The following is a 25,414-nucleotide window of genomic DNA, read 5'->3' as shown; positions in this document are numbered from 1 at the left end:
ATGCATGAAGTAGCTCTTATGGAAGACATCCTTGCCATTGTTGACCGCCATAAGAACGGTCAGGGCTTTGATTATGTGAATGAAATTGAACTGATCGTTGGTGACATTTCCAATGTGATGCCAGAAGCCCTGTTCATGGCATTCGATATGCTGAAGGCCTCCGGAGAATATCCTTTTCTTCTTGAAGATGCCATGCTCGTTATGGAACAAGAAGCAGCTGAAGCGAGGTGTACGGTGTGTAAACGAAATTACAAGCCGGATAACCGTTTCGCATTCTGTCCTGACTGTGAGATGCCTTCTGGAGAGATTATTAAAGGAGAAGTCTTTCAAATTATCAGTTATGAAGGAGGAAGATATGATGAAAGTGAAGCTCAATGAAGATGTGCTGCAGGATAACAACAAAGCCGCTGATTTTAATCGCAACCTGTTCGAAAAATACCAGGTGTTGGTCATCAATATGATGAGTTCCCCTGGCGCTGGGAAAACAACCCTTTTAGAAGAGACCATCAGAGAGTTAAGCGGACGATACAGGATCGGTGTGATTGAAGGCGATCTGGCAACTGAAAGAGATGCTATGCGCATCAGGGAAGCGGGAGCCAAAGCGGTTCAGATCAATACAAATGGCGGATGCCATCTGGACGCCCGGATGATCACGAAAGTACTGCCGGAATTCGACCTTGAGGATGTTGATATTCTCTTCATTGAAAATGTCGGGAATCTTGTCTGTCCATCGGGCTATGATCTCGGTCAGCATCATAAGATTACGGTGTTAAGCATTCCGGAAGGGAACGATAAAATTACGAAATACCCTTTCATGTTCAAACGGACAGAAATGGTTTTGTTGAATAAGATGGACTTGTTGCCTTACCTGCCATTTTCAGTTGAAGAGGCCAGAAGAGATTTGAACCAGATCAATCCTGATTCTGAATTATTCGAAGTCTCTGCGTTAACAAAAGAGGGGATTACGCCATGGGTGAACTGGATCGATTCGAAAGCAAAAACCGTGTTGCCAGTGACGTTGTAATTACCGGTCGGGTTCAGGGCGTGGGATTTCGGCCATTCGTATACCGGATCGCACATGAAACACGAATCAGCGGTCACGTTCAAAATAATATGGATGGCGTCAGAATTTTTGCTGAGGGACATGTGGAGGATGTCAGTACTTTTATCCATCGATTGCATAACGAACTTCCCCCGCTCGCGAAAATTCAATCTTTCGAACAGTGGGATAGCCCTGTAAAGAACCTGACAGATTTCACGATCAGTAAAAGCACCAGTCAGGGACATTCGGCGTTGGTGATTCCTGTCGATGCCGCTGTTTGTCAGGACTGTCTGACTGAAATGAAGGATGTCAATGACAGAAGATACCGTTATCCGTTTATTAACTGTACCAATTGTGGTCCGAGGTACACGATCATCCGGTCATTGCCTTATGATCGGCCGGTCACGACAATGAAAGATTTCCCCTTGTGTTCAGCCTGTGAAGCAGAGTATTCGGACCCAATGAACCGGAGGCACCATGCCCAGCCCATTGCCTGCCCGGCTTGTGGTCCTTCACTCAAATATCATTCCATGTCAAGAACCGGGGAAGGAAACCTGGAAAATGAACCTGCATTAAGCCGGACGATCCGGGATTTGGAAGAAGGAAAGACCGTTGCGATTAAAGGGTTAGGGGGCTTTCATTTCGCGTGTGATGCGAAGAACAGTCAAGCTGTGAGGCAGTTGAGAAGACGTAAAAAGCGCCCGACTAAACCTTTTGCCGTGATGGTAAACAGTATCGATTCAGCCCGTCAGTTTGCACTTGTGTCTGAAGAGGAAGAATCCTTACTCAAATCAGCTGAAGCACCTGTTGTTGTGATGCAAAAGAAAGAAAGAACCGGCTTGAGTGAGGCGGTAGCACCGGGGATGACTTCGATCGGGCTCTTCCTTCCCTCGACACCGCTTCATGCATTAATCATGGAAAAGTTTGATGCACTTGTGATGACCAGTGGAAACCTGTCTGGCGAACCGATGTTTTTTGATGAAGAAGATGTCTTGGAACGGGGACATCATCTCGTCGACAGTATGTTGTTTCATAATCGGAAAATCGCAAGACCGATCGACGACTCTGTGATGGAAGTGAGAGACGGTCAGACGCATTTTTACAGACGGGCAAGGGGATTTGTGCCGGACCCGATCGTAACGCCGTTTGATGTGGACGGTATCATTGCCCTCGGTGCCCAATTAAAAAATACCTTCACATTCGGGCGGGGAAAGCAGCTCTTTGTCGGTCCGCATAACGGGGACCTCGATCAGCTGCCGTCTGCAAACGAAGCGAAAGCATTACTGAAATCTTTCCGGAAGTTAACGCAGATTGAGCCCACAGATTGGGTCATGGACTATCACCCCAATTATCCGCAACGAGCATGGCTTGGGGATACGACGTTACCCATTTATTATGTCTGGCATCACCATGCCCATATGGTCAGTATGATGGCTGATCGGAAGTTGGCACTGGATGAACCGGTCATTGGCGTCATGCTTGATGGAACAGGTTATGGTCATGACGATACGATGTGGGGATTTGAATGGCTTTATGGAGACGTGGGCAGCTTTGAGCGCTTTGCATCCATCGAGCCTCTTCCTCTTCCCGGCGGCGATCAGGGCACCAGATACCCCTGGCGCCAGGCAAGTGCCTGGCTGTATCTTCATCAGACGGATGAGGCAGATGCATTGATCCAGGCATGGTTTCATCCCGCTGAGGAGGAAAGGGCCCTTCTGCAGCATATGGTACAACGTGATCTGGCAATGAATTATGTCTCCTCTGCGGGACGGTTATTCGATTGTGTGAGTGCGATTCTAGGTGTGGTATACGAGGTTTTCGAAGAAGGCGAGGCCGCCATTAAACTTTCGGAAATGGTCCGGTATAGCGATCGCTTTGAACCGTTTGAACTGCCGTCGTGGAGAATGAAAAAGGATGTGCGGGTATATCAGACTGATGAACTGATAGCAGCCGTGATCAAAGCAAAGCGAAACGGTGTTGACACAACGAAAATTGCGGGGATGTTTCATGAGACTCTGGCCCGTATGATCGCAGAAGAAACCCTTGCGATCAGTACTCAGACCGGCTGTAATGCCGTTTTATTCTCCGGAGGGACGATGCATAATCCTTATATCGAACGACGTGTTAAAGCAATGCTGAACGCTTCATCACTGAGTGTCTTAACGCATCGAAACATCCCGTGTAACGATGGAGGCATCAGTCTTGGACAGGCACTCATCGCTTCAAATGCGAGGCTGAACAGATCAAAATGAAAAACAGGGGGGATCCCGATGTGTATCGGAATACCAGGCAAAGTCAAAGAAATCGACGGATATCAAGCAACGGCCGACGTCATGGGGACATCCGTTGATGTTGGCATCATTTTTGTGCCCGAAGTTGAAATTGGACAATATGTCATCATCCACGCCGGACAGGCCATGTCAATCATCGATGAAGAGTATGCCTTGCAAAGCCTTGAAGAGTGGAGGGCTTTAAATGATGAAATCCCCCGTTAACCCTGAACTGAGTAAGTCTGAACGAGAACAGATGATTCATCAAATTGATACGCTGGCCAAACAATATCAAAAAGAAAACGGAAGGAAGCCAGTGATTATGGAAGTTTGTGGATCCCACACGGTTGCTTTGGCTCAAACCGGTTTGAAAACCCGGTTGGATCATGCCATTCGTTTCATTTCCGGCCCGGGGTGTCCCGTTTGTGTTACGGATCAATCGGCGATCGATCAAATGATCAGCCTCGTTGATCAGCCGGGAGTTATTCTCACGACTTTTGGTGATATGATGCGTGTTCCTGGATCTTATGCGACCTTGATGGAGAAAAAACAGCGTGGCGCGGATATCCGGATTTTTTACTCACCGACCGAAGCGGTTACGATTGCTGAAAACAATCCGGGTCAAACGGTCATCTTGCTTGGCATTGGTTTTGAAACGACCATACCTGCCATTCTCGCAGCAGTCAGGGAAGCAGAAGAGAAATCAGTGAAAAATTTACAGGTATATTTATCCTTGAAGCGGATTGAACCGATCCTGTCAACGCTTCTGAATGACCCAGACCTCGTGGTGGATGGTTTCATATTACCAGGCCATGTTGCGATGATTGTCGGAGAGCGTCACTTTAATTTTTTAAACAACCGATCGATCCCGGGTGTGATCAGTGGCTTTACGCTCGATGAAATGCTCACGTCATTGAAGCAGTACCTCGATATGCTGACAGCCGGTACCCCCGGGGTCATCAATAACTACCAGGCGGTTGTAACAGCCGAAGGCAATCCTGTTGCAAGGCAGTGGATCAGTGAAATGCTCACCCCTGTAAAAGAAGCCTGGCGCGGTCTCGGTGAAATTCCCGAAAGTGGGTATGCTTTTACCGATCGTTTCAGCCACTTTCGTGTTTCAAGTGATCTCCTGACACAGACACCGCATCGGGTTAAAAAAACCGGTTGCCGCTGCGGAGATGTGTTGACCGGGAAAATTCAGCCTCTGGAATGTGCACTGTTCGATCGCATCTGCACTCCGGACAATCCGGTTGGACCTTGCATGGTATCACACGAAGGCAGCTGTTCCGCAGCTTATGAGATGAAAGAGACAATCGTCTGACAGAGAGAAGGTGACGTCGTATGATAAGAATAGGATCTGACTTTATATCCCTCGCTCATGGCGACGGCGGACAGAAAACACATGATTTAATCCGGGATATTTTTGTGCAAGCATTTGAACATCATGAAGAAGCAAAGTGGGATGCGGCACTGGTCCACTGTGATGCAAACCGGCTTGCAATTACGACGGACAGTTTCGTTGTCAGCCCCCGCCATTTCCCCGGAGGAGATATTGGAAAGCTAGCTGTTGCCGGAACGGTTAATGACCTGGCGGTATCTTTTGCTACGCCCAAGTGGCTCACTTGCGGACTGATCATTGAAGAGGGCTTCTCCGTCGATGAACTGAGACAAATTGTTTTATCCATGGCCGAAGAAGCCCGGAAAGCCAATGTCAAAATCATTGCAGGAGACACAAAAGTCGTTGAGCACGGCGCTTGTGACGGCTTGTTTATCAATACCACAGGTGTGGGGCTTTGTGATAAAAATCACTCCGGGATACCCGCAATCGAAGAAGGCGATGTGATACTGGTGAATGGGACCGTTGGCGATCATGGCATGACCCTTATGGCGTTGAGAGAGGATCTGCCGATCACGAATGAAGTCGAGTCAGACTGTGCGTCTCTCAATCATCTCATTCACCATTTACGCGAAACCCATCCTTTTGCTTTGAAGTTTATGCGGGATGCGACACGCGGGGGACTGGCTACAACATTGATTGAAGCATGCTCGGATTTACATCTGGATCTGGTTCTTGAAGAGGAGGAAATTCCTTTATCCCCACCGATAAAAGGGGCTTGTGATTTACTTGGCTACGATCCCTTGTATGTTGCGAACGAAGGGAAAGTCGTGATGATTGTAAAAAAAGATGAGGCCAAACGGGTGTTACAAACGATGAAAGCCCATCCTCTCGGAGAGCAAGCTGCAATCATCGGCCATATAAAACACGTTGAGTGTCCTGAAGGACGATTGTTTCTGAGGACTGCTCTGGGAGTGGACAAAGTTAAGCGGAGGCTCCCTGAAATTCAATTACCAAGAATCTGCTGACATGAACTTATGCTATACTGATTGTTATTTAGAATACAGCTTGGAGGAGTACACCATGAACGATCTCAATAAGAACAGCTCACATTTATTCCAGGATCAGCATGACTCGAATCATCCAGTTTCCTCCTATGAAAAGCGTGCGATCGTCTTTCATTCCCAATCCAATCCGGACCACTTTTATTATGTGAAGTCCGGAAGCATCAAAGTTTCCTTTGAATCGATTGATGGACAGGAATACACCGTTGTCATTCTCAGTGAAGGGGATATTTACAGCGGCCATGCACGCGGCGTTGGGATAGCAATTGAAGATACCGAACTGCAGATCATACCGAAAGAGACGATCATAACCATGTTGCAGTCATCGCCGGTTTTTGCGGTTAAAGTCCTGAAATTGCTGGGTAAAACACTGCATCATTCCTTTAATATCATCGAAGGTCTTGTCTTTCATAATGTACAGACAAGGATCATCTATACCCTGGTCTATATGGCAGAAAAAAGCAGTGAAACAGAGAAAGGAAAAGTACATTTGACATTGGGTTTAACACAGGAAGAAATCGCTGCCATGGTCGGATGTTCGAGACAAACAGTGAATCAAATCCTCAAAGAGCTTCAGGAATGGGGATGGATTTCTCTTAAATCCAGAAAGATAACGATTCTGGAAATCGAAAAATTGTATGACCACTTAAAACATTAAGAAAACCAGGCTTTCCGCTAAATGCAATGGCGAAAGCCTTATTTGCACTTATCTTTTAACGTGCGTAAATTATCTTAAACGATTAAGAAAATGTCTGCTGGGCGACAAACAACAGATTTTCTTTATGTTACTTTTATGAAAAGGCTTACAAAAATAAAAGTAGGAGTGGTATTAATGGCCAAAACAAGAAATCCTGTTGATGTGTCAATGGACGTTCAGGTCCAGGATATGCTTGGCAAAGCCCGGGAACAAGGGGTTGAAACGGCATTCGACCGTGCAGATCAGATGTCTCCGAGGTGCCCCTTCGGATCTGCAGGTGTGTGCTGCCGTCTCTGTCTTGAAGGACCCTGCCGGATTCAGCCGAACGGGAAAGGCCCTCAACGAGGTGTTTGCGGAGCGAATGCTGACACGATCGTCGCCCGGAATTTCATGAATTCATTGATTCAAGGAACGGCAGCACATGCCGAACATGCCAGAGAAGTAGCCCTCGCCTTATTGCACACAGCCGAAGGAAAAGCGCCTTATCACATTAAAGATGTCGGTAAACTTTACAGAATTGCCGAAGGTCTCAACCTTTCCGTAGAGGGAAAATCGGTCAACGAAGTCGCCAAGGACGTGGCGTTGAAAGCTTTGGAAGATTTTCAAAGACCAGAAGGCACGATGAATTGGGTGAGCTTCAGAGGTCAGGAGAAATCAGTTGCAAAGTGGCAATCACTCGGATTAGCTCCGGTCAATTCTCATCTCGAAATCGCCAAAGCCGTCACACGGGGAGCCATGGGAAGTGATGCCGATCCGATCAACCTGCTCTTAGGTGGCATTAACTTGGGAATTGTTGATGGCTACGGCGGTCTGCATCTCTCAACAGATTTGCAGGACGTGCTGTTCGGTACTCCTCAAGCCGTCAAAGCAAACTATTCGCTGGGTGTACTCGATGAAAACAAAATCAATATTGCTGTTCACGGTCACATTCCCCTTCTTTCAGAAAAGGTCGTTGAATGGGCCAGAAAGCTTGACGACCAGGCAAAAGCCGCCGGAACAGAAGGAATCAACATCGTTGGCGTTTGCTGTTCAGGCAATGAACTGCTGATGAGACAGGGTGTTTCGATTGCTTCAAGTTTCTCCTCGCAGGAGCTCGTGATTGTATCCGGAGCACTCGAGGCTATGGTCGTGGATATCCAATGCATCATGCCCGGGATTCAACAGGTGGCCGAATGTTATCATACAGAAATCATCACAACGCTTGGACACGTGAAAATTGCAGGCGCCACGCATGTGGATTTTGAACCGGAACATGCCGATGAAGCAGCAAAAGAAATCGTTGAAAAAGCGATCAAAAACTATGCCAACCGGGATCATCAGAATGTATCGATTCCAAAAGACACAGTGGAAGCATATGCCGGATTCTCTGCCGAACAGATTACCGATGTCCTTTCAAAATTAAATGAAGAAAAACCGCTTCAACCGCTGATTGATGCTCTGAAGAATGGTACAATCAGAGGGATTGCAGCCATGGTAGGCTGCACGAATCCAAGAGAGAAGCAGGATGTAGGCAATGTGACTGTTGCGAAAGAATTGATGAAAAAAGATGTGCTTGTCCTGACCACAGGCTGCACAGCCCATTCCCTGGCGAAAAACGGCTTAATGAATCCAGATGGCGTCAAAGAATGCGGAGAAGGTGTTAAATCAGTGCTGAAACTGCTCGGTGAACAGGCTGGTTTGCCTTCACTGCCGCCGGCTCTTCATATGGGCAGCTGCGTGGATAATTCACGCCCTGCGGATTTGTTAAAAGCCCTCGCAGATGAATTGGACATCGCAATTTCTGATATTCCGGTTGTAGGAAGTTGTCCTGAAACACATAATCCCAAAGCATTATCAATCGGCACCTATTTCATCAGTCACGGGGTGGATGTCCATGTCGGTGTAGATCCGCAAGTATCCGGATCCAGTCTGGTCACTCATACCTTAACGGGAAATCGGGGCGATGAGGAAGTCACGACGGATCGATTATTTGGCGGGAAACTCATTTATGAGCCAGACCCGGTTCTGGCAGCTGAAAAATTGATCGAACGCATTGATATGAAACGGAAATTACTCGGACTGAGTACTGTAGAGGAGGCCACGACATGAAGCAGCTGAAAATCGCTTTCTCCGGTAAAGGCGGGGTAGGGAAAACAACTATGTCGGCTATTTTTGCCAATCTGCTTCAGGAAAAAGGTCATCGGGTACTGGCCGTCGACGCAGACCCTGACGCAAACTTAGGCATGGCTTTAGGGTTTGATCCGACTGAATTATCCCGGACGAAAACCATCGCCGACGATCGTGAGCTGATCAAAAAGAAGACGGGTGCTGAACCAGGCGTACAGGGCAGCTGGTTTGCCCTGAACCCGAAAGTGGATGATATTCCTGAACAATACACGATTACACGAAACAATATTCACCTGCTGCAGATGGGGAATGCCAACAAAGGCGGAAGCGGCTGTGCCTGTCCTGAAAGTTCCCTTTTAAAAACGTTACTCAATCACCTGGTCACAGAAGATGAAGATGCCCTGGTAATTGACTTCGAAGCAGGCCTGGAACATTTGGGCCGTTCAACAGCACAAAGCGTTGATGCCCTTGTGATCGTTGTTGAACCAGGGAAAAGAAGTATTGAAACAGCAAATGCAGTAAAACAGCTGGCACTCGATATCGGGATCAATGACTGTTTTGTGATCAAAAATAAATGGATTGAGACGAATGGCTCCACTTTTACGGATAATTTTCCTGAAGAAGATGTGATTGGAACGATTCCATACCATCCGGTTTTCATCGAAGCAGATGAAGCACATGCATCGATCTATGAGCAGCTTGACGATGATCTGAAACAAACATGTGAGTCGATGCTTTCCTCGCTCTCAAGTAAAATTAATCGGCAACTCATCTAACTTTATAGAGATCAACAGAAGGACTCCATTCATTGCGAGTCCTCCTTTTCGATTAAAAATACATGCAGCTGAATGGAGAGATCATGATATGAAGGGAAGACTGACAGCAGGTGGCGTGATCTTATTCATGACAGTAACAGCCTGCGGAATGAATGAGGGTAAAGAGACTGCCGGCGATGCATCAGAGGGGAAAGATAATGATCAAACGAACCTGACTCTCGCCTTGGGCGGAGAGCCTGATGACGGTTTTGATCCCACCACAGGATGGGGACGTTACGGTTCACCACTCTTTCAAAGTACGCTATTAACAAGAGAAGTGGATTTCTCAATCGGAAAGGACCTCGCAACAGATTATGAAGTGACCGATGACGGTTACGTCTGGTCAGTGACGATTCAGGAAGATGTCGTTTTTTCCGACGGGGAACCATTGACAGTTGATGATGTCGTCTATACATTTGAAACAGCCAAAGAAAGTGCATCAGTGGTTGATTTGACGAATCTGGATACTGTCGAAGCGGAGGGTGACACTGTTGATTTTACCCTTCATGAACCACAATCCACGTTCATTCATTCACTGGTGACAACCGGGATTGTCCCAAAACATGCACACGATGAAAATTACGCAGAAGCACCGATTGGTTCAGGACCCTTTGAGTTTATCCAGTGGGATAAAGGGCAACAGCTGATTGTCGGAGTCAATGAACATTTTTATGGCGAAAAGCCGGTTTTTGATCAGGTGACGTTCCTGTTCCTTGCAGAAGATGCGGCCTTTGCTGCGGCCAGGCGGGGAGATGTTGATATCGCTGCGATCCCGCCAAGTTTTGCAAGCGATGACGTTGAGGGAATGGAGATTGTCTCCCTCGAAAGTGTTGATAACCGCGGCATCAGTTTTCCAATGGTCGAAAGTGGGGAATTCACGGATGAAGGATACCCAATAGGGAATGATGTCACCAGTCAGGAAGCTGTACGAAAAGCCATCAATATGGCCCTTGACCGGGAAGCATTGGTAGAAGGCGTGCTTGAAGGCTATGGCAGTATAGCCCACTCAGTCAATGATGGTTTGCCGTGGTGGAATGAAGATACGACGGTTGAGGATAACCGTATGGCCGAAGCGAAAGAATTACTTGAAGCTGATGGGTGGATGGATCATTCAGGAGATGGGATTCTCGAAAAAGAAGAGCTGAAGCTTCAATTCAAACTGCTTTACCCTGCAAGTGACCAGGTCAGACAATCGCTCTCGATTGCTGTCAGTGATAGGCTTCAGCCACTTGGCGTTGACGTGATTGTTGAAGGGAAAAGCTGGGATGAAATCGAACGAAGCATGCACGAGCATGCGGTTTTGCTTGGCTGGGGAAGTTATAATCCCCTGGAAATGTATCATCTTTACAGCAGTACGATGAAAGGTGCCGGCTGGTACAATGCAGGCTATTATAAAAATGAACAAGTCGATGCATATATGGAAAAAGCGCTTCTCGCAGAGACCGAGGAGAAGGCAACGGAATACTGGGAACTCGCCCAATGGGATGGGGAGACCGGATTCAGTGCGCTTGGCGATGCACCCTGGGCCTGGCTTGTCAATCTCGATCACGTCTATCTTGTCCGGGAAGGACTGGAAACGGGTGAACTGAAAATACAACCCCACGGTCATGGCTGGCCGATTACAGAAAACATAAATGAATGGCATTTTAACGCGAACGATTGAAGATGAGAGAAAGGCAGTGAGGGCAGTGAGGGTGAGTAGGTTTATTTTACGAAAATCAATTAAGCTTGCGTCACTGCTCATTGCCGTCAGTGTCGTTTCTTTTTGGCTTGCAAATGCTTCACCCGTCGATCCTGTTCAGGCATATATCGGCGCAGACATGATGCTGGTGGGCGCAGATCAGCGTGAAGAAATTGCTGAGCGGTGGGGACTTGAAGCTACGCCGGTCGAACAGTATGTCAGTTGGGCGCAATTATTAATTCAAGGTGATTTTGGCAATTCAATGATCCATCGCCAGCCCGTCATTGATGTGATATCCGAGCGTTTTCTGGCGTCACTGGCATTGATGGGCGCAGCCTGGCTGTTTTCCGGAATGTTTGGTTTCATCCTGGGCTCCATTGCAGGAATGAAGGAAGGAACATGGACGGACCGAATCATTAAATGGTATTGTTTGACCCTTGCTTCAACACCGACATTTTGGCTTGCACTTTTGTTATTGATTGTTTTTTCCGTCTGGCTCGGCTGGTTTCCTGTGGGAATGGGTGTGCCTCAGGGTGTTCTCGAAGTGGATGTCACTTTTGCCGACCGGATTCGCCATTTGATTCTTCCTGCTCTGGCCCTTAGCATTCTGGGTGTAGCCAATGTGGCACTGCATACCCGACAAAAACTGGTCGATGTGATGACGAGCGATTATATCCTCTTCGCCAGAGCAAAAGGGGAGAGCGGACTGACGTTATACTTCCGCCATGGCATTCGTAACATTTCTCTGCCGGCGGTTTCACTTCATTTCGCGTCATTCGGAGAACTGTTTGGTGGAGCGATTCTGGCGGAACAGGTATTTTCGTACCCTGGACTTGGGCAGGCAACGGTTGCAGCAGGTCTTCAGGGAGACGTGCCGTTACTCCTTGGCATTGTATTGTTCACAACGGTCTTTGTGTTTGTTGGAAACTTGATTGCCGATTTGATTTATACAATCGTAGACCCTCGAATTAAAGAGGGGAGGATTGTGTGATGCTGAATATTCGACAGAAGACGCTTGTTGTCATTGCAGTGAGCAGTTCACTGATCCTTGCTGTCATTCTGGGTGGATTGATCCTGGGCGATGAACGGATCACGACGGAACTGACGAACCGGAATCAGGCTCCAGGCTGGTTGCATCCGTTTGGGACGGACTGGCTGGGAAGGGATATGCTCACCAGGACGCTGAAAGGACTGACATTAAGCCTGGGGGTAGGCATGCTTGCTGCCGGGGCAAGTGCAATCATTGCCCTGATTCTTGGTGTCTGTGCAGCGACCCTTGGAAAGACCGTTGACAGCATGATTAAATGGCTCATTGATCTGTTCTTGAGTGTGCCCCACCTCGTCACGTTGATCCTCATTTCTTTTGCATTAGGCGGAGGATTTAAAGGCATCGTCGTGGGCATCGCATTCACACATTGGCCCAGTTTGGCCCGGGTGATCAGAAGTGAAGTACTGCAATTGAAATCACAGCCTTATATTGAAGCGGCGAGTCAATTCGGGAAATCAAGGCTGTGGATTATGAGATATCATATGTTACCTCACCTTTGGCCCCAACTGATTGTCGGTCTTGTGTTACTGTTTCCGCATGCAATCATGCATGAAGCTGCCATTACGTTTTTAGGATTTGGCCTGTCTCCGCATGAACCGGCAATCGGTATTATTTTATCGGAATCGATGCGCTATTTGTCAACAGGTATGTGGTGGCTGGCCTTTTTTCCAGGACTCCTGCTGCTGATTGTTGTCCGTTCTTTTGATGTGCTGGGGGATCATTTACGCAAGTTGATCGATCCAACACAGGCACATCGGTAATCGATCCGGCTAAAAAATAAGATACGAGGGAGGTGAGAGGATGGAGCGGAGAAAGACGTTACTCGAAGTGAAGAACTTATCCATCACGTTTACACAATTGATGAAAGGCTTAAAGCCAACGACCACTCAAGTCATCAGGCAGCTTGATTTGACAGTGAATGAAGGCGAGATCACGGCGATCGTTGGTGCAAGCGGCTCCGGAAAAAGTCTGCTCGCTCATGCCATCCTTGGTATACTTCCGAAAAACAGCCGACAGACAGGTGACATCGTATATAAGTGGGAACCCCTCGATGCTAAGAAAATGGAAGCACTGCGCGGATCTGAAATCGCCTTGATTCCCCAGTCTGTGAATTTTCTTGATCCTCTGATGACGATCGGTCAACAAGTGCGGCAAGCAGTCCGGTCAGGTGATAAAAAAAAGCGCCAACAGGACATTTTCGATAAATACAAACTGGATCGACGAGTAGCCGATTACTATCCGTTTCAACTCTCAGGCGGGATGGCAAGGCGTGCGCTGGTGGCAACGGCAATGGTGGGGGATGCGTCACTGATTATCGCAGATGAACCAACACCTGGAATCGATCCGGACGTTTTGGAAGAGACCCTTGATGATTTTCGTGAACTAAAAGTGGGAGGTAAAGGGATCCTATTTATCACCCACGACATCAGCCTCGCCCGCCGTCTGGCTGATCACATCGTTGTCTTTTACAGCGGTTACTCCATTGAAACAGCGAGAAGCAGTGATTTTACAGGGAATGGTGATCAATTGCGCCATCCTTATACCAGAGCCTTGTATCAGGCATTGCCCGAGAACGATTTTACAGTGAATGCTGTTGAGAGAGGCGATACATTGGAAACGATGCAAGGCTGTGTCTTTGTCAACCACTGCCCGATTGCAACGGCCGAATGCCACCTTGACGAGCCGCCATCAAGACATGTGAACAACGGGATGGTGAGGTGTTTTTATGATACTTGAGGCAAAGAATCTCGGTCATTACTATAACCGCCAAGACTGGCTGTTCAGGAAATTAAACCTCGAAGTGGACAGTGGAGAAGTATTAGGGATTAAAGCACCGAGCGGTTACGGCAAAACGACGATCGGAAAAATTCTGGCCGGATTGATGTCTCCTGTTGAAGGACAGGTGACACTCGACGGAAAAGCGATAAGAAAAAAAGGATACAATCCTGTGCAATTGATCTTTCAGCATCCTGAACAGGCCGTGAATCCCCGTTTTAACATGCATGATGTTCTTAGAGAAGCATGGGATGTGGATCAGCAGTTAATGGCATCTTTCGGGATACGTCAGGACTGGCTGGCGCGCTGGCCCAATGAACTGTCAGGAGGAGAATTGCAACGATTCTGTGTTCTCAGGGCATTGGGTCCAAAAACACGGGTGATCATTGCGGATGAAATCTCAACCATGCTGGATGCACTGACTCAGGCAAAAATCTGGCACGTTTTGCTGGAGCAGGTGAAATCCCGACAGCTTGTGCTCATTGTCTTCAGTCATGACGAGCGCTTACTGGAACGGGTGTGCACCAGAACCATCGATCTGACGCAATGAACATCTGAACAAACATAGAAATACCCCGTCGGCGGTTCTGACGAACCGCCGACGGGGTATTTTTCTGAAAAGACGTTGTTAAATTCGCGAAAATCCTTCTTCGTCAAGGATTTCAGCCGCTTCCCGGTAAGAATTGAACGTGCCGTCGAGTTGGTCATCCGCATAAACATTCCACTGGGTGCCCTCATTGATCAGCGTGAGTGTCATCCCGTTCTGATTAATCCAGATCTCTTCCACATCCTCCAGGGGCTTATCGGGTGCTTTCGGTGTTAAAGACAAAATTGATTTTCTGACGGTGGAACGGATCGCTTTCTCGGAAAAATCCCGGATATTGACCATGCCTTTATCATTAGTCTGATAGCCCGTCATCCTGCCTGCGTAGACAAAGCCGTTGCCGTTGGGATGCAGGTGATACACGACGTTCTTCTGATCGTAGGAGCTTTCGTTATAGTGAAAGTTCACCCGTCCCATTGACACATCTTTTCGTTCAAGTTCAGGGAATGATTCGATGATTGCCAGTTTCTCTTCAAATGTAAGCATGTTGCCTCCAGTTAATAATTGATCTTGTGCGGATTAAGTATAGCATAGCTGATCAGGGGACATGAAGAGGCCTATTAAAAAAAACAGCTTTCCTGTTGAAGAAAGCTGTTTTGTGGAATGATTATTTATTGATGTCGTGATCCACGTAGCGTTCACCATTTAATTCACTGATGATGTTGATGGCTACTTCAGCGCCATGCCCTGCAGTGATAATCGTGTGTACGCTCTTGTCAGCACATGTCCCTGCAGCCCAGATATTAGCCTGACTGGTCTGGCCGTTTTCCTTGATGTCGACGACTTTTTGAATCTTTGGTTCACTGCCTTCTTTTACACTGATGCCGGAATCTTCCGCAACATTGGCCATCATACCTGTGGTGAGGAGTACGTGTTTTGCTTCGAATTCCCCGTGATCGGTGACGACTTTGGCACCATTTCCTGTTGATTCAACTTTCGAGACTTTCGCCGCTTTATGCTCTGCTCCGAAGCCTTTCATCTGTTCGATACCGATATCCACGAGCTCAGGACCTGATAACTCTTTGGCGCCGTAATGGTTAGCGACCCATGCCTTCTTTGTGATGCTCTGGTCACTGTCGAGAACGAGCGTGTTTTTACCTGCTTTTGCAGCGAAGAGTGCTGCGCTTGCGCCGGCTGGGCCCGCGCCTACAATAATAATATCATGCATATGTCATACGCTCCTTTGGAATAATTCTTTTGACCACGGTCATATATTCCCTTATCGAGACATTGTAAACTTCTGATTTAATATATCAGAATAGAAAAGAAGAACTATTTCAGGTGCATCTGTGAAATGTTTGTGAGAGATCACCGAAATGCTGGCAGAATTCAAACCAAACGTGTATGATTTGGCTGTAAAGTAATTAATCATGATAAATATAGTGTAAAAGGGGTTCGAAACATGTTGAAAACGGGAATCACTGCAATATTCATTGCCATGATAATGGCAGGTTGCGGAAACGACGAGGAAACCAATCAGGCGGTCAGTGTGGAGGATGTCAATCTCGATCAGCTTGAAGCAGAACTGGAAGTCCCGGAACATGCTGAGCCGGGTGAAGAAGTCACGTTCACAGCCTACGTCACACAAGGCGAAGAAGAAGTGGATGACGCAAGTGAAGTCATTTTCGAAATCTGGCTTGAAGATGATAAAGAGAACAGCGAGATGATCGAAGCGGATCTGCCTGGTTCTGAAGGTGTGTATTCGATCAATTTTACGATTGAAGAAGAGGATGTCTATTTCGTTCAGCCGCATATCACTGCAAGGGGCCAGCATGTCATGCCTGTCGGGTTTTTCCCTGCAGGAGAAGCAGATGTGCCCGACGATGTTGACACCGAAGAGTATGAACACGGAGACATGTCCGACCATGAGCATATGGAAAACGATCATGACGAAAACCATTAAAGTGAGAAAAGCCAACGGTGAAATCTGAGGCATTCAATCTTGTGAGATACCAATATTAAATTGAAGAAAAAAGAGTGTTGAATTGCAGAGCAATTTGACGCTTTTTTTATCCGTTGTCAGTTGAATTAAATGACAGCCTCGTTCTTTTGCACGCTGAATGGCCCATTTGATCAGTTGAGTACCGACACCACTCCCTCTTACCGAAGATGATGTCCTGACGCCTTCTATGGTAGCTCTCCATCCTCCTTGATGAGTAATATATGGTGTGAAAGTAATTTGCTGAACCCCGATGATGTCACTACCGTTACAAGCAACGACTAACTCGTTATTCGGGTCAGCAGAAATCGCCTCAAATGCCTGTACATATGTTTCTGGCAGAGGCTGCTCATATTTCTCCCGTTGACTCCCCAAGATATCATCACTAAGCATCGCCACGATACTGTCTAAATCTTTTCGAGCAGCAAGTCTGAACGTCACTTCAGTCTCCAACATAAATCCCTCCTTAAATTTTGGCCATTTCTTTTAATTTAAAATCATCAATAATAAAGTGATGGTAAAGATGCTGATGATCGTAGACACCAAGGTGACGCTTGAAATAAATTTCGGCATCGTATTGAACTGCACGGCAAACATCACAATCGTCGCTGCAGAAGGCATCGCGGCACTGATGATGAGCACATTCGCCAAAAGCGGATCAAACGGGAAGATCAATGTCAGAAGATAAGCGATCACAGGTGACACTAAAAGTCTGACCGTCACCACGTAGCTGAGGGGCTTCCATTCAAACTGACCCCAGCTCATATTTGCCAGCTGCATGCCGAGAATGATCATCACCATCGGAATCGCGGCTTCTGCCAGGATGTCCACAGTCCCAAGCAGGTTATCCGGAACAGTGGTACCACTCAGCTGCACCAGAAGCCCGAGGATGACTGCATATGTAACCGGCATACCAATGACACTCTTCAAGGCGAAACGGACACCGGAGCGCCCTTTCGCTGCATAATACACCCCGAAGATATTCATGATAATCGCTTGCAGGACCATAAAGGATACCGCAAAGGCAAACCCCTCCTGTCCGTAGGCAAACAGGATGATCGGCGCCCCGTAATTGCCGGAATTCATAAAAGCTGTGCCGAGAATCCAGCCACTCTCCTCTTCCGAAGAACGTTTGGTGACAAGCGCTGCCAATTTATTGATCAAGATAATGGCGAAGAGTAAAAGAAGGGCAAACGCCACCATGTAACCGTATTGCCGGTCAATCTCTGCATGATAAAACGTTTGAAATACCAGTGCAGGCGTAGCAACATATAAAGCGACAACGGATAACGGCTTGATATCCACACGCTGCCATTTCTGAATGGCAAAGCCCGCACCAAAAACGAGCAAAACCGGCAATACCACTTGAATAAAGATCGTCATAACGATTCGTTCCTTTCGCATTCACACTAAGTACAGTTTACATGAGTTGCCGTTTAATTTCTTTTGAATTGAGAAATAAACAGTCGTCTCAAGTTACCACTAGATAAAAAAAGCCCCGTTAATCCCTCGTATACCTCCTCATTAAGAAGTGATACACTAAGCTATGGGTGATGAATCATGCAAAATAAGTATACTGATATTTACAATAAAATAGCCGACAAAATCCGCAAGGGGCAATTTGCTCCAGGGACGAAACTGGCCTCCGAACATGAACTGATGAAACAATTTGATACTTCCCGGGAAACGATTCGAAAAGCGTTGAATCACCTGGCTCAAAACGGTTTCATTCAAAAAATACAAGGCAAAGGTTCCATTGTGCTCGACGCAGTCAAGCCCGATTTACGATTCTCCGAACTGTTGAGTTTTAAAGAGTCGGCAGAAAAGATGAACAAACACGCACGCACACATGTGGAAGAACTTAATCTGGAAGTCGCAGAGGATGAGATCTGTAATCATTTGCAAATCCCTGCCGGATCAGTGGTGTGGAAAGTCCACCGTGTTCGTGAAATCGATGGTGAGCGGATTATACTCGATAAAGATTATTTAAACAGTTCTTACGTGAAACACTTATCAAAAGCGATTTGTGAGAAATCAATCTACCAATATATTGAACAAGAGCTTGATATGGTCATCGGCTTCGCAAAAAAAGAAATCGTCATTGAAGATTCTCAAGAAGAGGATGATCGCCTCCTTGAAATGAATGGACACACGAACGTTGTAGTGGTTCGTAAATTCGTCTATTTTGACGATACCACACTGTTTCAATATACTGAATCAAGGCACCGTCCGGATAAATTCAATTACGTCGACTTTGCCCGAAGAGCACCTGGGAAGTGACGTCCTGCTCCATACAAAAGCTGCCTCATCCATTACGGAGGGCAGCCTTTTTAAAATGATGTTCTATTTCTTTTCCTTCAGCATACTGGAAATGGAAGAGCGAAGATCTTTATCATGAACAGATTTTGATAACCACGCCGTTGGTTTTAAATCGGTTTCTTCTTTGACGCGTTTCATCAACACGGTCAGAAGGCGCTTCATCAGATTGTCATGATGGACCAGATCAACTCGCTCACCTTGTCGTAAAATCATTTCGACGCCGCCGCGCTGCTGGAGATCCACGTGTTCGGCAGCATTCAACAGAAACTGATACACCACTTCAGGATGATCACTGCTCAGATAGCTGTCAGGAACGGTTCTGATTAATTCCGGTGTGCTTGTAACGTGCTGACTGAGCATCGGAATCAGCTGATCGAGGCGATGTGACAGAATAAAGTCGTAAGCCTTTTGACCGTTCGCTTCTTCAATGGCTTCTTTTAAGGTCTCCATAATTAACGAATTATCCGCTTCACCATCTGCATTTTGCAGGGAGATCAACCTCGAAGGCCACTGATGCTTAATGTCTTCAAGGTGTTCATCCTTCAAGTGCTTTTTAATATTTTTGTTCTTCATCTTGGCTTCTTTTTCCGGTTTCAGTGCATCATGAAGGTCGTCCTGTGTTACTTTATGCTTTGCTTTACGCTCAGCGATTTTTTTGTACTCCTCCATCGCTTCCGCAGAATCCGCCGTTGTTTTGTTGGACAGGAAGAACGAGTCGAGAAAGCGACCATCTTTGTCCAGAACTGCAAAAATCACCGGTACATCCTGTTCAAACAGGAGTGCATGAATCTTACGAGGCGGAACGAATCGTTCGTATTTTATTGTGTAGTTTCGGTGACTGGTCTTATCGATGAAGACTTTTTTTCCGAGAAAACTCGGCTGTAATGTTGGCATTAATGACCATTCCCTTTCGCTTCGTAGTATTCTTGCTCAGTGTAAGGCAACTCCATAGGAAAAAATAACACTACTAAACAGACGTTTAAATTTTTCGTAAAGAACCTCTACCCTTTATGATACTATTGTTTTGGACGATTGTGTAGAAGTAAAAGGAACTTCTCTGAAAAAAGAGAAGTTCCAAGGTTTATTGAAGGAGGTCGTCAAACGCTTCGTTCAGGTGTGGAAATGCGAATTTATAGCCATTATCTGTCAGTTTTTGAGGCAATACTTTCTGACCTTCGAGGACCAGGACACTCATTTCACCAAGGATGGCTTTTAACATGACACTCGGAACCGGCGCCCAAAAAGGCTTGCCAAGAGCACCTGAAAGTGTTTTGCCAAAATGCTTCATCTTCTCAGGATTCGGCGCGGTAAAATTGACAGGACCATAGATTTCTTTATTGTCGATGAGGAACTTTAGCCCTTTTGCCACGTCCTGTAAATGGATCCAGGACATCCACTGTTCTCCGGTACCCAGTTTTCCGCCGGCATACAGTTGGAAAGCTGGCAGCATTTTCTTCAACGCACCGCCTTCTGTAGACAAAACGACGCCGAAACGGGAATAAACGAGCCTGGTTTCTTCAGGGAGATCCTCTGCTGCTTCTTCCCAGGATGATACCACATCTGCGAGGAAATCTTCACCGGGCTCCATGTCTTCTTCCGTAAAGGTCCGGGAATAAGATGTACCGTAAATACCGACGGCCGAACCATTGATCAGCACTTCCGGTTTTTTATTCAGGCTATGGAGGATCCGCACGGTCTCGCGCGTCGCCTGGAGCCTGCTTTTCAAAATACGTTCCTTCTTGGCTTCTGTCCAGCGTCCTTCGTTGAGATTCTCGCCGGCCAGATTGACAAAGGCGTCGATCCCTTCCAGTTCTCTTTCCGGGTAAGTGTTTCCTGAAAGCCAGCGAACGTATTGAACATGTGGTTCCTGCTCACGGTTGACGCTACTGCGGGTCAGTATAAAGACCTCGTGACCTGCATCGGTCAATTCTTTCGTCAGGGCTTTCCCTATCAGGCCGCTTCCGCCACTGATGGCAATTTTCATAATCGGACACTCCTTTTTCGCTCTGCTGTCAGTCTCGTGTAATACTTTTCCTTTAATTACTTCTATTGAAACCCTATTATCAGAATAACGGAGGTTATGATGCATAAAATATCACGAATTAAAGAATCAAAGCGTAAAAATGGCCGGTATCATATTTATATGGAAAAAGGAGAAGGTGAGGAATATACAGGAACGGTATCTGAAGATACACTGATCAAGCTGAACCTCCTCAGAGCCAGAGAGATAACGAAAGAAGAATACGAATCCATCCGTTCCATGGAAGTCATTGACCAGGGTGTTCACACTGCTATTAATTATATTTCTTACCGGATGCGATCGCGACATGAAGTCTTCAGTCATCTGAAGGCAAAAGAATTTGAGGATGAAGTGATCGACGAGGTAATGGAACGGATCGATCAGCTGAATCTTCTGGATGACCTTCAATTTGCAGAAGCCTTCATTCGGACGAAACGGGACACCACAGGGAAAGGCCCCCGTGTGATTCGCCAGGAACTCTATCAAAAAGGGATTGACGAATCTGTGATCGAACGGGCGATGCAGGAATTTCCGGATGAACAGATTCTCGATAATGCGGTAAAATTGATCGAAAAAAAAGCAGCCCATTTCAACAATGAATCACAGCGTAAGCAGGAACAAAAGCTGATGCAGTTTATGATGACAAAAGGATTTCCGACTGAAATTATTAAACAGGCAATAGACATCGCCGAAGTCGGACAGTCCGATGATGACGAGTGGGAAAGTATGGTCCATCAGGGAGAGAAACTGCTGCGAAGACACACAGATTCTGACGGGAAAGTGGACCGGAATAAATTGAAAAATGCGCTCTTTCGAAAGGGATTTCCTTTTGAATTGATTCAGCGTTTCATGGATGAGTATACGGAGTAGCAGTCGACATCCTTTGCATATCCTCGTATAGGGATTATACTGGTAGTAAGAACAATGAGAGTTGGAGGGAATGACCGTTGCAACGAAAGTACAGTGAAATGTCCATGGCTGAACTGCAGACAGAAATCGGTGAGTTGACCGTGAAAGCTCAAAAGGCTGAGCAGCGGGGAATGATCAGTGAATTTGCTGTTCATGAACGTAAAATCCTCATGGCACAGGCCTATCTGATGGATCCGGATGAATTCAACAGTGGCGAACGCTATCAGTTTAAAGGCGATGAAAGTGACTATTTCGATATAGACTATATCAACGGTGTATTTGCCTGGGGATACCGTAGCGGAGAATCAAAGCTTGAAGCAGTGCCGATTTCCGTATTTGGCAAACAGTTACCGGTTGATTGAAACCAGTTTGACGAAAAGGAGTGGCATGAGATGAATGACTACCACGAACGATTGACCAACCGTCTGCTTGAACACAATGATCAGCTTTCCTATGCAGAAGCGAGAACATGGATTGAATTATTATGGGAGGATTTCGAATCCACCCATGCAAAGGCGGGCCGCACGTATAAAGGGAAAGAGACAACCGAAAAAGTTCTGGTGCAATGGATCGATCACCATGGTTCAAAACTCCACGAAGTGCTTCGTGAAAATAAGAAATACAAAGAATGGTTTGAGAAGAAAGAATTTTATCACTAACAAAAAAGAAGCGTAATCCTCCGGGAACAGAGGACCACGCTTCTTTTTTTGCACTTCATAGGGATATTTAAGTTCGTTAAAGGACTGAAGTGTCAGTGCAACTAAGGCTTTTGCCATTGACCTGGTGAGAAGCCAAGTTTTCTGTATGTCTGAAAGCAGCAGTCATGTTGCACGTTCTGACAGGGCCAGTTTGTGTTTCAATGATTCGGTACTGTATATCCATCCCGTGTATGAGCCTTTAATACGGAGATCCTCATCGAGGCGTACGATGGCGATAAATGGATAAAACCCCTTACTGCGGTAGCGAAGATCTACGAATTTTACGGAATACCCGTGGGTTTCGATGGAAACAGCCCAACGGTAAGCCGGTGAAAAAGAGAGAAAAGCCGATAAGTTATCGTCTTCTTGTGCAGCCTGAATAATTGGATCTTCAGGAATGGGTTCAAAAGGATACTCCTCGAAATAATTGATCTCGCCTCTTCTGGACTCAGCCACATACATCATTTCCTTCGTACGAACCACCAGATGCCACTGACGCCATTTGAATGTGGGCGAAGTGAAGATATGCGTTGCATCCGGATGTCTTGATTCCATCTCCAGATAAACTTTACGCTGTGCACGAATTCGCCAGATATAATATACTATAAGGAATACATAGAGTGTGAGAAATGTATACCCGGGGTCAAAACCGATATTCCAGAGGATGATCGCTCCAATATGCGTCAAAAAGATCAGCGGATCCAGAATATTGATGACCCCAAGAGCGAGCCATTTCGGGTAAAATGGTGAGAACGCTTTGGTTCCATATGCGTTAAAGATATCGACGAACACATGGAGGAACACAGCGAAAAAGGTCCACATGAATAAATGAAATGGGTTCACATCAGGGATGATGCCTTGCAGCACCAACGTTATCAGGGCGGCCCAGATGAACCAGAAGGGAACGGAGTGTGTGACGCCGCGGTGGTTGCGTATATATACAGCATTATTTTTGAGCTTCAGCACGGTGTCAAAATCAGGTGCCTGAGAACCAACGAGGGCACCGATCAGGACAGCCTGGGTCATCTGCGGAGATCCGCCGACAACCGGATCGAGTGTTGCCAGTCCACCGATAGCGAAACCCATAACCACGTGCGTCCCTGTATCCATAGTGATCATCCCTCCTTGTCGATAACATACCCCAATATTAATACATTACCCGAATACGTATCAACTTAAAGGTGAGGTGAGAAACCGTTGAAAAATATCAATATCCCTCAATTTCAGGAGAATCTCCTGACATGGTATCGTGACAATAAGAGGGATCTTCCGTGGCGCGAGGACCAGGATCCTTATAAGATCTGGGTATCTGAAATCATGCTCCAGCAAACCCGGGTCGACACGGTCATTCCTTACTTCAACCGTTTCATTTCCCTCTTCCCCACACCGGAAGATTTAGCAGAGGCCGATGAAGAAGATGTGCTGAAAGTCTGGGAAGGACTCGGTTATTATTCACGGGTCCGAAACCTCCAGCAGGCTGTAAAGGAAGTGTCCCAATCCTATGACGGCAATGTGCCGGATACGGAGAAGGAGATCCGCGCTTTGAAAGGTGTGGGCCCCTATACGGCCGGAGCGATTTTATCCATTGCCTACGGCAAGGCCGTTCCGGCAGTGGATGGGAACGTGATGCGCGTTCTTTCAAGGATCTTTACCGTATATGATGATATTACGAAGCCGCAGGCCAAAAAAACATTCGATCAGCTGTCCCGGGACATGATCCCGGCGGACGTTGCAGGGGATTACAATCAGGCGGTGATGGAACTTGGGGCAACGGTCTGCACACCGAAAAATCCCCACTGTCTGACTTGTCCTGTTGAGGCCCATTGTCATGCCAGGAAAGAAGGTGTACAATCTCTCTTACCCGTCAAGGCGAAGAAGAAGCCGCCGCGAACCGAGCACTGGCAGGCGGTTGTCATCATTGATGAAAATGGCCACGTCTTTTTAAACAGACGTCCGGACACTGGCCTGCTTGCAAAAATGTGGGAATTTCCGATGTACCGTGCTGAAGAGAACTCCGGGGAAGACGCATTGCTGGAAAAACTCGGGAACCAACTTGAACTGAAAAACGTGAAACGTATCGAACAGACACAGGAAGTCCGGCATATCTTCTCTCATATTGTGTGGGAGATCGATGTTTATCTCGTACAATTAACAGGTGCTTTAAATGCCACAGCTGAGGACGAACAAGTGGTGTCCCCGGATGAACTGAATTATTATCCATTCTCCGTTTCCCATCAGAAAATCATCGATGGGACCGTATCTGACTATCTGTTAAGTTCAATCTAATTTTTCCAGAGGAGTGATAGACATGAAACTCAGATTAACCGGGAAAAAAGTGCTGGTCACCGGAGGCTCGAAGGGAATTGGAAAAGGCATTGCCAAGGCCTTTATCGAAGAAGGGGCCCAGGTGGCGATCGTAGCAAGAGGTGAAGAAGCACTGAAACAGGCAAAATCCGAACTGCCGGAAGTACAGACGTACAGTGCGGATCTCACGAATCGAAGTGAACGCGAAGCCGTGATGGATTGGTTTCATGACACGTTAGGCAATATCGACATCCTGATCAATAATGCCGGTGGCTCAAGCGGCAGCACCACGATGGAAACCGATGTGGAACAGTTTCAGGAAGCGTTGGAGCTGAACTTCCTGTCGGCTGTCCATTTCAGTCAGATGGCAGCTTCAAATATGAAGGAGAACGGCACCGGTGCCATCGTCAATATCTCATCGATTTTCGGCCGCGAATCCGGTGGGAAGCCGACGTATAACAGCGCCAAGTCGGCCATGATCAGTTTCACGAAATCGTTTGCCGATGAAATGATCAAAGACGGCATCCGGGTCAACGGGGTGGCGCCGGGCTCTATTTTACACCCGACAGGCAACTGGCAGAAAAAGCTCGATGAGAATCCGGAGAAGATCAATCAGTTTGTTAAAGATCAGATCCCGGCAGGGCGATTTGGTACGGTGGAAGAAGTAGCGGATGTCGTTGTCTTCCTCGCATCAGACCGTGCCCGCTGGGTATCCGGCGCAACGTTGAACGTTGACGGAGGCCAGTCAAACGCCAATTTCTAAACAGACAATACCGACAATCGAGA

General features: G+C 46.9%; 28 protein-coding genes. 21 read left to right on the top strand and 7 right to left on the bottom strand.

Going from position 1 to position 25,414, the window contains the following annotated elements; all coding sequences use genetic code 11:
- The 14 genes from BBEV_RS11700 to BBEV_RS11635 all read left to right on the top strand — a co-directional run bounded on the left by BBEV_RS11700 (nucleotide 1) and on the right by BBEV_RS11635 (nucleotide 14,385).
- Nucleotides 1-378, top strand: coding sequence for a hydrogenase maturation nickel metallochaperone HypA/HybF (locus BBEV_RS11700; RefSeq protein WP_069365632.1), 378 nt, complete (start codon nucleotides 1-3; stop codon nucleotides 376-378).
- Nucleotides 359-1,024, top strand: coding sequence for a hydrogenase nickel incorporation protein HypB (gene hypB, locus BBEV_RS11695; RefSeq protein ID WP_069365631.1), 666 nt, complete (start codon nucleotides 359-361; stop codon nucleotides 1,022-1,024). The genes BBEV_RS11700 and hypB overlap by 20 nt, the downstream gene beginning before the upstream one ends.
- Nucleotides 970-3,294, top strand: a complete 2,325-nt coding sequence (gene hypF, locus BBEV_RS11690; protein ID WP_069365630.1) for a carbamoyltransferase HypF — start codon at nucleotides 970-972, stop codon at nucleotides 3,292-3,294. The genes hypB and hypF overlap by 55 nt, the downstream gene beginning before the upstream one ends.
- A gap of 18 nt (nucleotides 3,295-3,312) precedes the next feature.
- A complete protein-coding gene (locus tag BBEV_RS11685; protein ID WP_069365629.1) occupies nucleotides 3,313-3,537 on the top strand; it encodes a HypC/HybG/HupF family hydrogenase formation chaperone in 225 nt (74 codons plus the stop codon).
- On the top strand, nucleotides 3,518-4,633 hold the full coding sequence (hypD, locus tag BBEV_RS11680; protein ID WP_157100974.1) for a hydrogenase formation protein HypD: 1,116 nt from the start codon (nucleotides 3,518-3,520) through the stop codon (nucleotides 4,631-4,633). The genes BBEV_RS11685 and hypD overlap by 20 nt, the downstream gene beginning before the upstream one ends.
- A gap of 20 nt (nucleotides 4,634-4,653) precedes the next feature.
- Nucleotides 4,654-5,676: a hydrogenase expression/formation protein HypE gene (hypE, locus tag BBEV_RS11675; RefSeq protein WP_069365628.1), complete on the top strand. Its 1,023-nt coding sequence runs from the start codon at nucleotides 4,654-4,656 to the stop codon at nucleotides 5,674-5,676.
- A gap of 55 nt (nucleotides 5,677-5,731) precedes the next feature.
- Nucleotides 5,732-6,370, top strand: a complete 639-nt coding sequence (locus BBEV_RS11670) for a Crp/Fnr family transcriptional regulator (RefSeq protein WP_069365627.1) — start codon at nucleotides 5,732-5,734, stop codon at nucleotides 6,368-6,370.
- Between the two features lie 174 nt (nucleotides 6,371-6,544).
- On the top strand, nucleotides 6,545-8,497 hold the full coding sequence (gene cooS, locus BBEV_RS11665; RefSeq protein WP_069365626.1) for an anaerobic carbon-monoxide dehydrogenase catalytic subunit: 1,953 nt from the start codon (nucleotides 6,545-6,547) through the stop codon (nucleotides 8,495-8,497).
- A complete protein-coding gene (locus tag BBEV_RS11660; protein ID WP_069365625.1) occupies nucleotides 8,494-9,291 on the top strand; it encodes an ATP-binding protein in 798 nt (265 codons plus the stop codon). The genes cooS and BBEV_RS11660 overlap by 4 nt, the downstream gene beginning before the upstream one ends.
- 88 nt (nucleotides 9,292-9,379) lie before the next feature.
- Nucleotides 9,380-10,993 (top strand): ABC transporter substrate-binding protein, encoded by a 1,614-nt coding sequence (locus tag BBEV_RS11655; RefSeq protein ID WP_069365624.1) that lies wholly within the window; start codon nucleotides 9,380-9,382, stop codon nucleotides 10,991-10,993.
- Nucleotides 10,965-12,002, top strand: a complete 1,038-nt coding sequence (locus BBEV_RS11650) for an ABC transporter permease (protein ID WP_069365623.1) — start codon at nucleotides 10,965-10,967, stop codon at nucleotides 12,000-12,002. Before BBEV_RS11655 ends, BBEV_RS11650 begins: the two co-directional genes overlap by 29 nt.
- The gene (locus tag BBEV_RS11645) at nucleotides 12,002-12,820 is read left to right on the top strand and encodes an ABC transporter permease (RefSeq protein ID WP_069365622.1); all 819 of its coding nucleotides are present in this window, start codon (nucleotides 12,002-12,004) and stop codon (nucleotides 12,818-12,820) included. The genes BBEV_RS11650 and BBEV_RS11645 overlap by 1 nt, the downstream gene beginning before the upstream one ends.
- A gap of 40 nt (nucleotides 12,821-12,860) precedes the next feature.
- On the top strand, nucleotides 12,861-13,796 hold the full coding sequence (locus BBEV_RS11640; protein ID WP_069365621.1) for an oligopeptide/dipeptide ABC transporter ATP-binding protein: 936 nt from the start codon (nucleotides 12,861-12,863) through the stop codon (nucleotides 13,794-13,796).
- On the top strand, nucleotides 13,786-14,385 hold the full coding sequence (locus BBEV_RS11635; RefSeq protein ID WP_069365620.1) for an ABC transporter ATP-binding protein: 600 nt from the start codon (nucleotides 13,786-13,788) through the stop codon (nucleotides 14,383-14,385). Before BBEV_RS11640 ends, BBEV_RS11635 begins: the two co-directional genes overlap by 11 nt.
- A gap of 78 nt (nucleotides 14,386-14,463) precedes the next feature.
- Here BBEV_RS11635 and BBEV_RS11630 read toward each other — a convergent pair whose 3' ends face one another.
- Both BBEV_RS11630 and BBEV_RS11625 read right to left on the bottom strand, forming a co-directional pair.
- Nucleotides 14,464-14,925, bottom strand: coding sequence for a hypothetical protein (locus BBEV_RS11630; protein ID WP_069365619.1), 462 nt, complete (start codon nucleotides 14,923-14,925; stop codon nucleotides 14,464-14,466).
- A gap of 121 nt (nucleotides 14,926-15,046) precedes the next feature.
- Entirely contained in the window at nucleotides 15,047-15,607 is a 561-nt protein-coding gene (locus BBEV_RS11625) for an FAD-dependent oxidoreductase (RefSeq protein WP_069365618.1), read from the bottom strand.
- Between the two features lie 234 nt (nucleotides 15,608-15,841).
- On the opposite strand from BBEV_RS11625, the gene BBEV_RS11620 reads away from it, so the two are divergent.
- Nucleotides 15,842-16,342 carry a FixH family protein gene (locus BBEV_RS11620; protein ID WP_069365617.1) on the top strand — a complete coding sequence of 167 codons (501 nt, stop codon included), beginning with the start codon at nucleotides 15,842-15,844 and terminating at the stop codon, nucleotides 16,340-16,342.
- Between the two features lie 33 nt (nucleotides 16,343-16,375).
- Here the strand turns inward: BBEV_RS11620 and BBEV_RS11615 are convergent, their stop codons facing one another.
- The gene (locus BBEV_RS11615) at nucleotides 16,376-16,834 is read right to left on the bottom strand and encodes a GNAT family N-acetyltransferase (RefSeq protein WP_069365616.1); all 459 of its coding nucleotides are present in this window, start codon (nucleotides 16,832-16,834) and stop codon (nucleotides 16,376-16,378) included.
- 30 nt (nucleotides 16,835-16,864) lie between these two features.
- The gene (locus BBEV_RS11610) at nucleotides 16,865-17,761 is read right to left on the bottom strand and encodes an AEC family transporter (protein ID WP_069365615.1); all 897 of its coding nucleotides are present in this window, start codon (nucleotides 17,759-17,761) and stop codon (nucleotides 16,865-16,867) included.
- Between the two features lie 177 nt (nucleotides 17,762-17,938).
- On the opposite strand from BBEV_RS11610, the gene treR reads away from it, so the two are divergent.
- Nucleotides 17,939-18,658, top strand: a complete 720-nt coding sequence (gene treR / locus BBEV_RS11605; RefSeq protein ID WP_069365614.1) for a trehalose operon repressor — start codon at nucleotides 17,939-17,941, stop codon at nucleotides 18,656-18,658.
- Nucleotides 18,659-18,721: 63 nt separating this feature from the next.
- Here treR and BBEV_RS11600 read toward each other — a convergent pair whose 3' ends face one another.
- Both BBEV_RS11600 and BBEV_RS11595 read right to left on the bottom strand, forming a co-directional pair.
- The gene (locus BBEV_RS11600; protein WP_069365613.1) at nucleotides 18,722-19,591 is read right to left on the bottom strand and encodes a hypothetical protein; all 870 of its coding nucleotides are present in this window, start codon (nucleotides 19,589-19,591) and stop codon (nucleotides 18,722-18,724) included.
- Between the two features lie 187 nt (nucleotides 19,592-19,778).
- The gene (locus tag BBEV_RS11595) at nucleotides 19,779-20,681 is read right to left on the bottom strand and encodes a TIGR01777 family oxidoreductase (protein WP_069365612.1); all 903 of its coding nucleotides are present in this window, start codon (nucleotides 20,679-20,681) and stop codon (nucleotides 19,779-19,781) included.
- A gap of 99 nt (nucleotides 20,682-20,780) precedes the next feature.
- Between BBEV_RS11595 and recX the strand changes: the two genes are divergently transcribed.
- The 3 genes from recX to BBEV_RS11580 all read left to right on the top strand — a co-directional run bounded on the left by recX (nucleotide 20,781) and on the right by BBEV_RS11580 (nucleotide 22,285).
- Nucleotides 20,781-21,587 carry a recombination regulator RecX gene (recX, locus tag BBEV_RS11590; RefSeq protein WP_069365611.1) on the top strand — a complete coding sequence of 269 codons (807 nt, stop codon included), beginning with the start codon at nucleotides 20,781-20,783 and terminating at the stop codon, nucleotides 21,585-21,587.
- A gap of 77 nt (nucleotides 21,588-21,664) precedes the next feature.
- A complete protein-coding gene (locus BBEV_RS11585) occupies nucleotides 21,665-21,988 on the top strand; it encodes a YfhH family protein (RefSeq protein ID WP_069365610.1) in 324 nt (107 codons plus the stop codon).
- 30 nt (nucleotides 21,989-22,018) lie between these two features.
- Nucleotides 22,019-22,285, top strand: coding sequence for a YfhJ family protein (locus tag BBEV_RS11580; RefSeq protein ID WP_069365609.1), 267 nt, complete (start codon nucleotides 22,019-22,021; stop codon nucleotides 22,283-22,285).
- A gap of 162 nt (nucleotides 22,286-22,447) precedes the next feature.
- Here BBEV_RS11580 and BBEV_RS11575 read toward each other — a convergent pair whose 3' ends face one another.
- On the bottom strand, nucleotides 22,448-23,434 hold the full coding sequence (locus BBEV_RS11575; RefSeq protein WP_069365608.1) for a metal-dependent hydrolase: 987 nt from the start codon (nucleotides 23,432-23,434) through the stop codon (nucleotides 22,448-22,450).
- Between the two features lie 87 nt (nucleotides 23,435-23,521).
- On the opposite strand from BBEV_RS11575, the gene mutY reads away from it, so the two are divergent.
- Both mutY and BBEV_RS11565 read left to right on the top strand, forming a co-directional pair.
- A complete protein-coding gene (gene mutY / locus BBEV_RS11570) occupies nucleotides 23,522-24,610 on the top strand; it encodes an A/G-specific adenine glycosylase (protein ID WP_069365607.1) in 1,089 nt (362 codons plus the stop codon).
- A 22-nt stretch (nucleotides 24,611-24,632) separates the two neighbouring features.
- A complete protein-coding gene (locus tag BBEV_RS11565; RefSeq protein WP_069365606.1) occupies nucleotides 24,633-25,391 on the top strand; it encodes an SDR family NAD(P)-dependent oxidoreductase in 759 nt (252 codons plus the stop codon).
- Nucleotides 25,392-25,414: the final 23 nt, after the last annotated feature.

It is taken from the genome of Salisediminibacterium beveridgei (assembly GCF_001721685.1).
Lineage (GTDB): Bacteria > Bacillota > Bacilli > Bacillales > Salisediminibacteriaceae > Salisediminibacterium > Salisediminibacterium beveridgei.
Note: the sequence above shows the minus strand (reverse complement) of the source record. Positions and strands in the feature narration are given on the sequence as shown.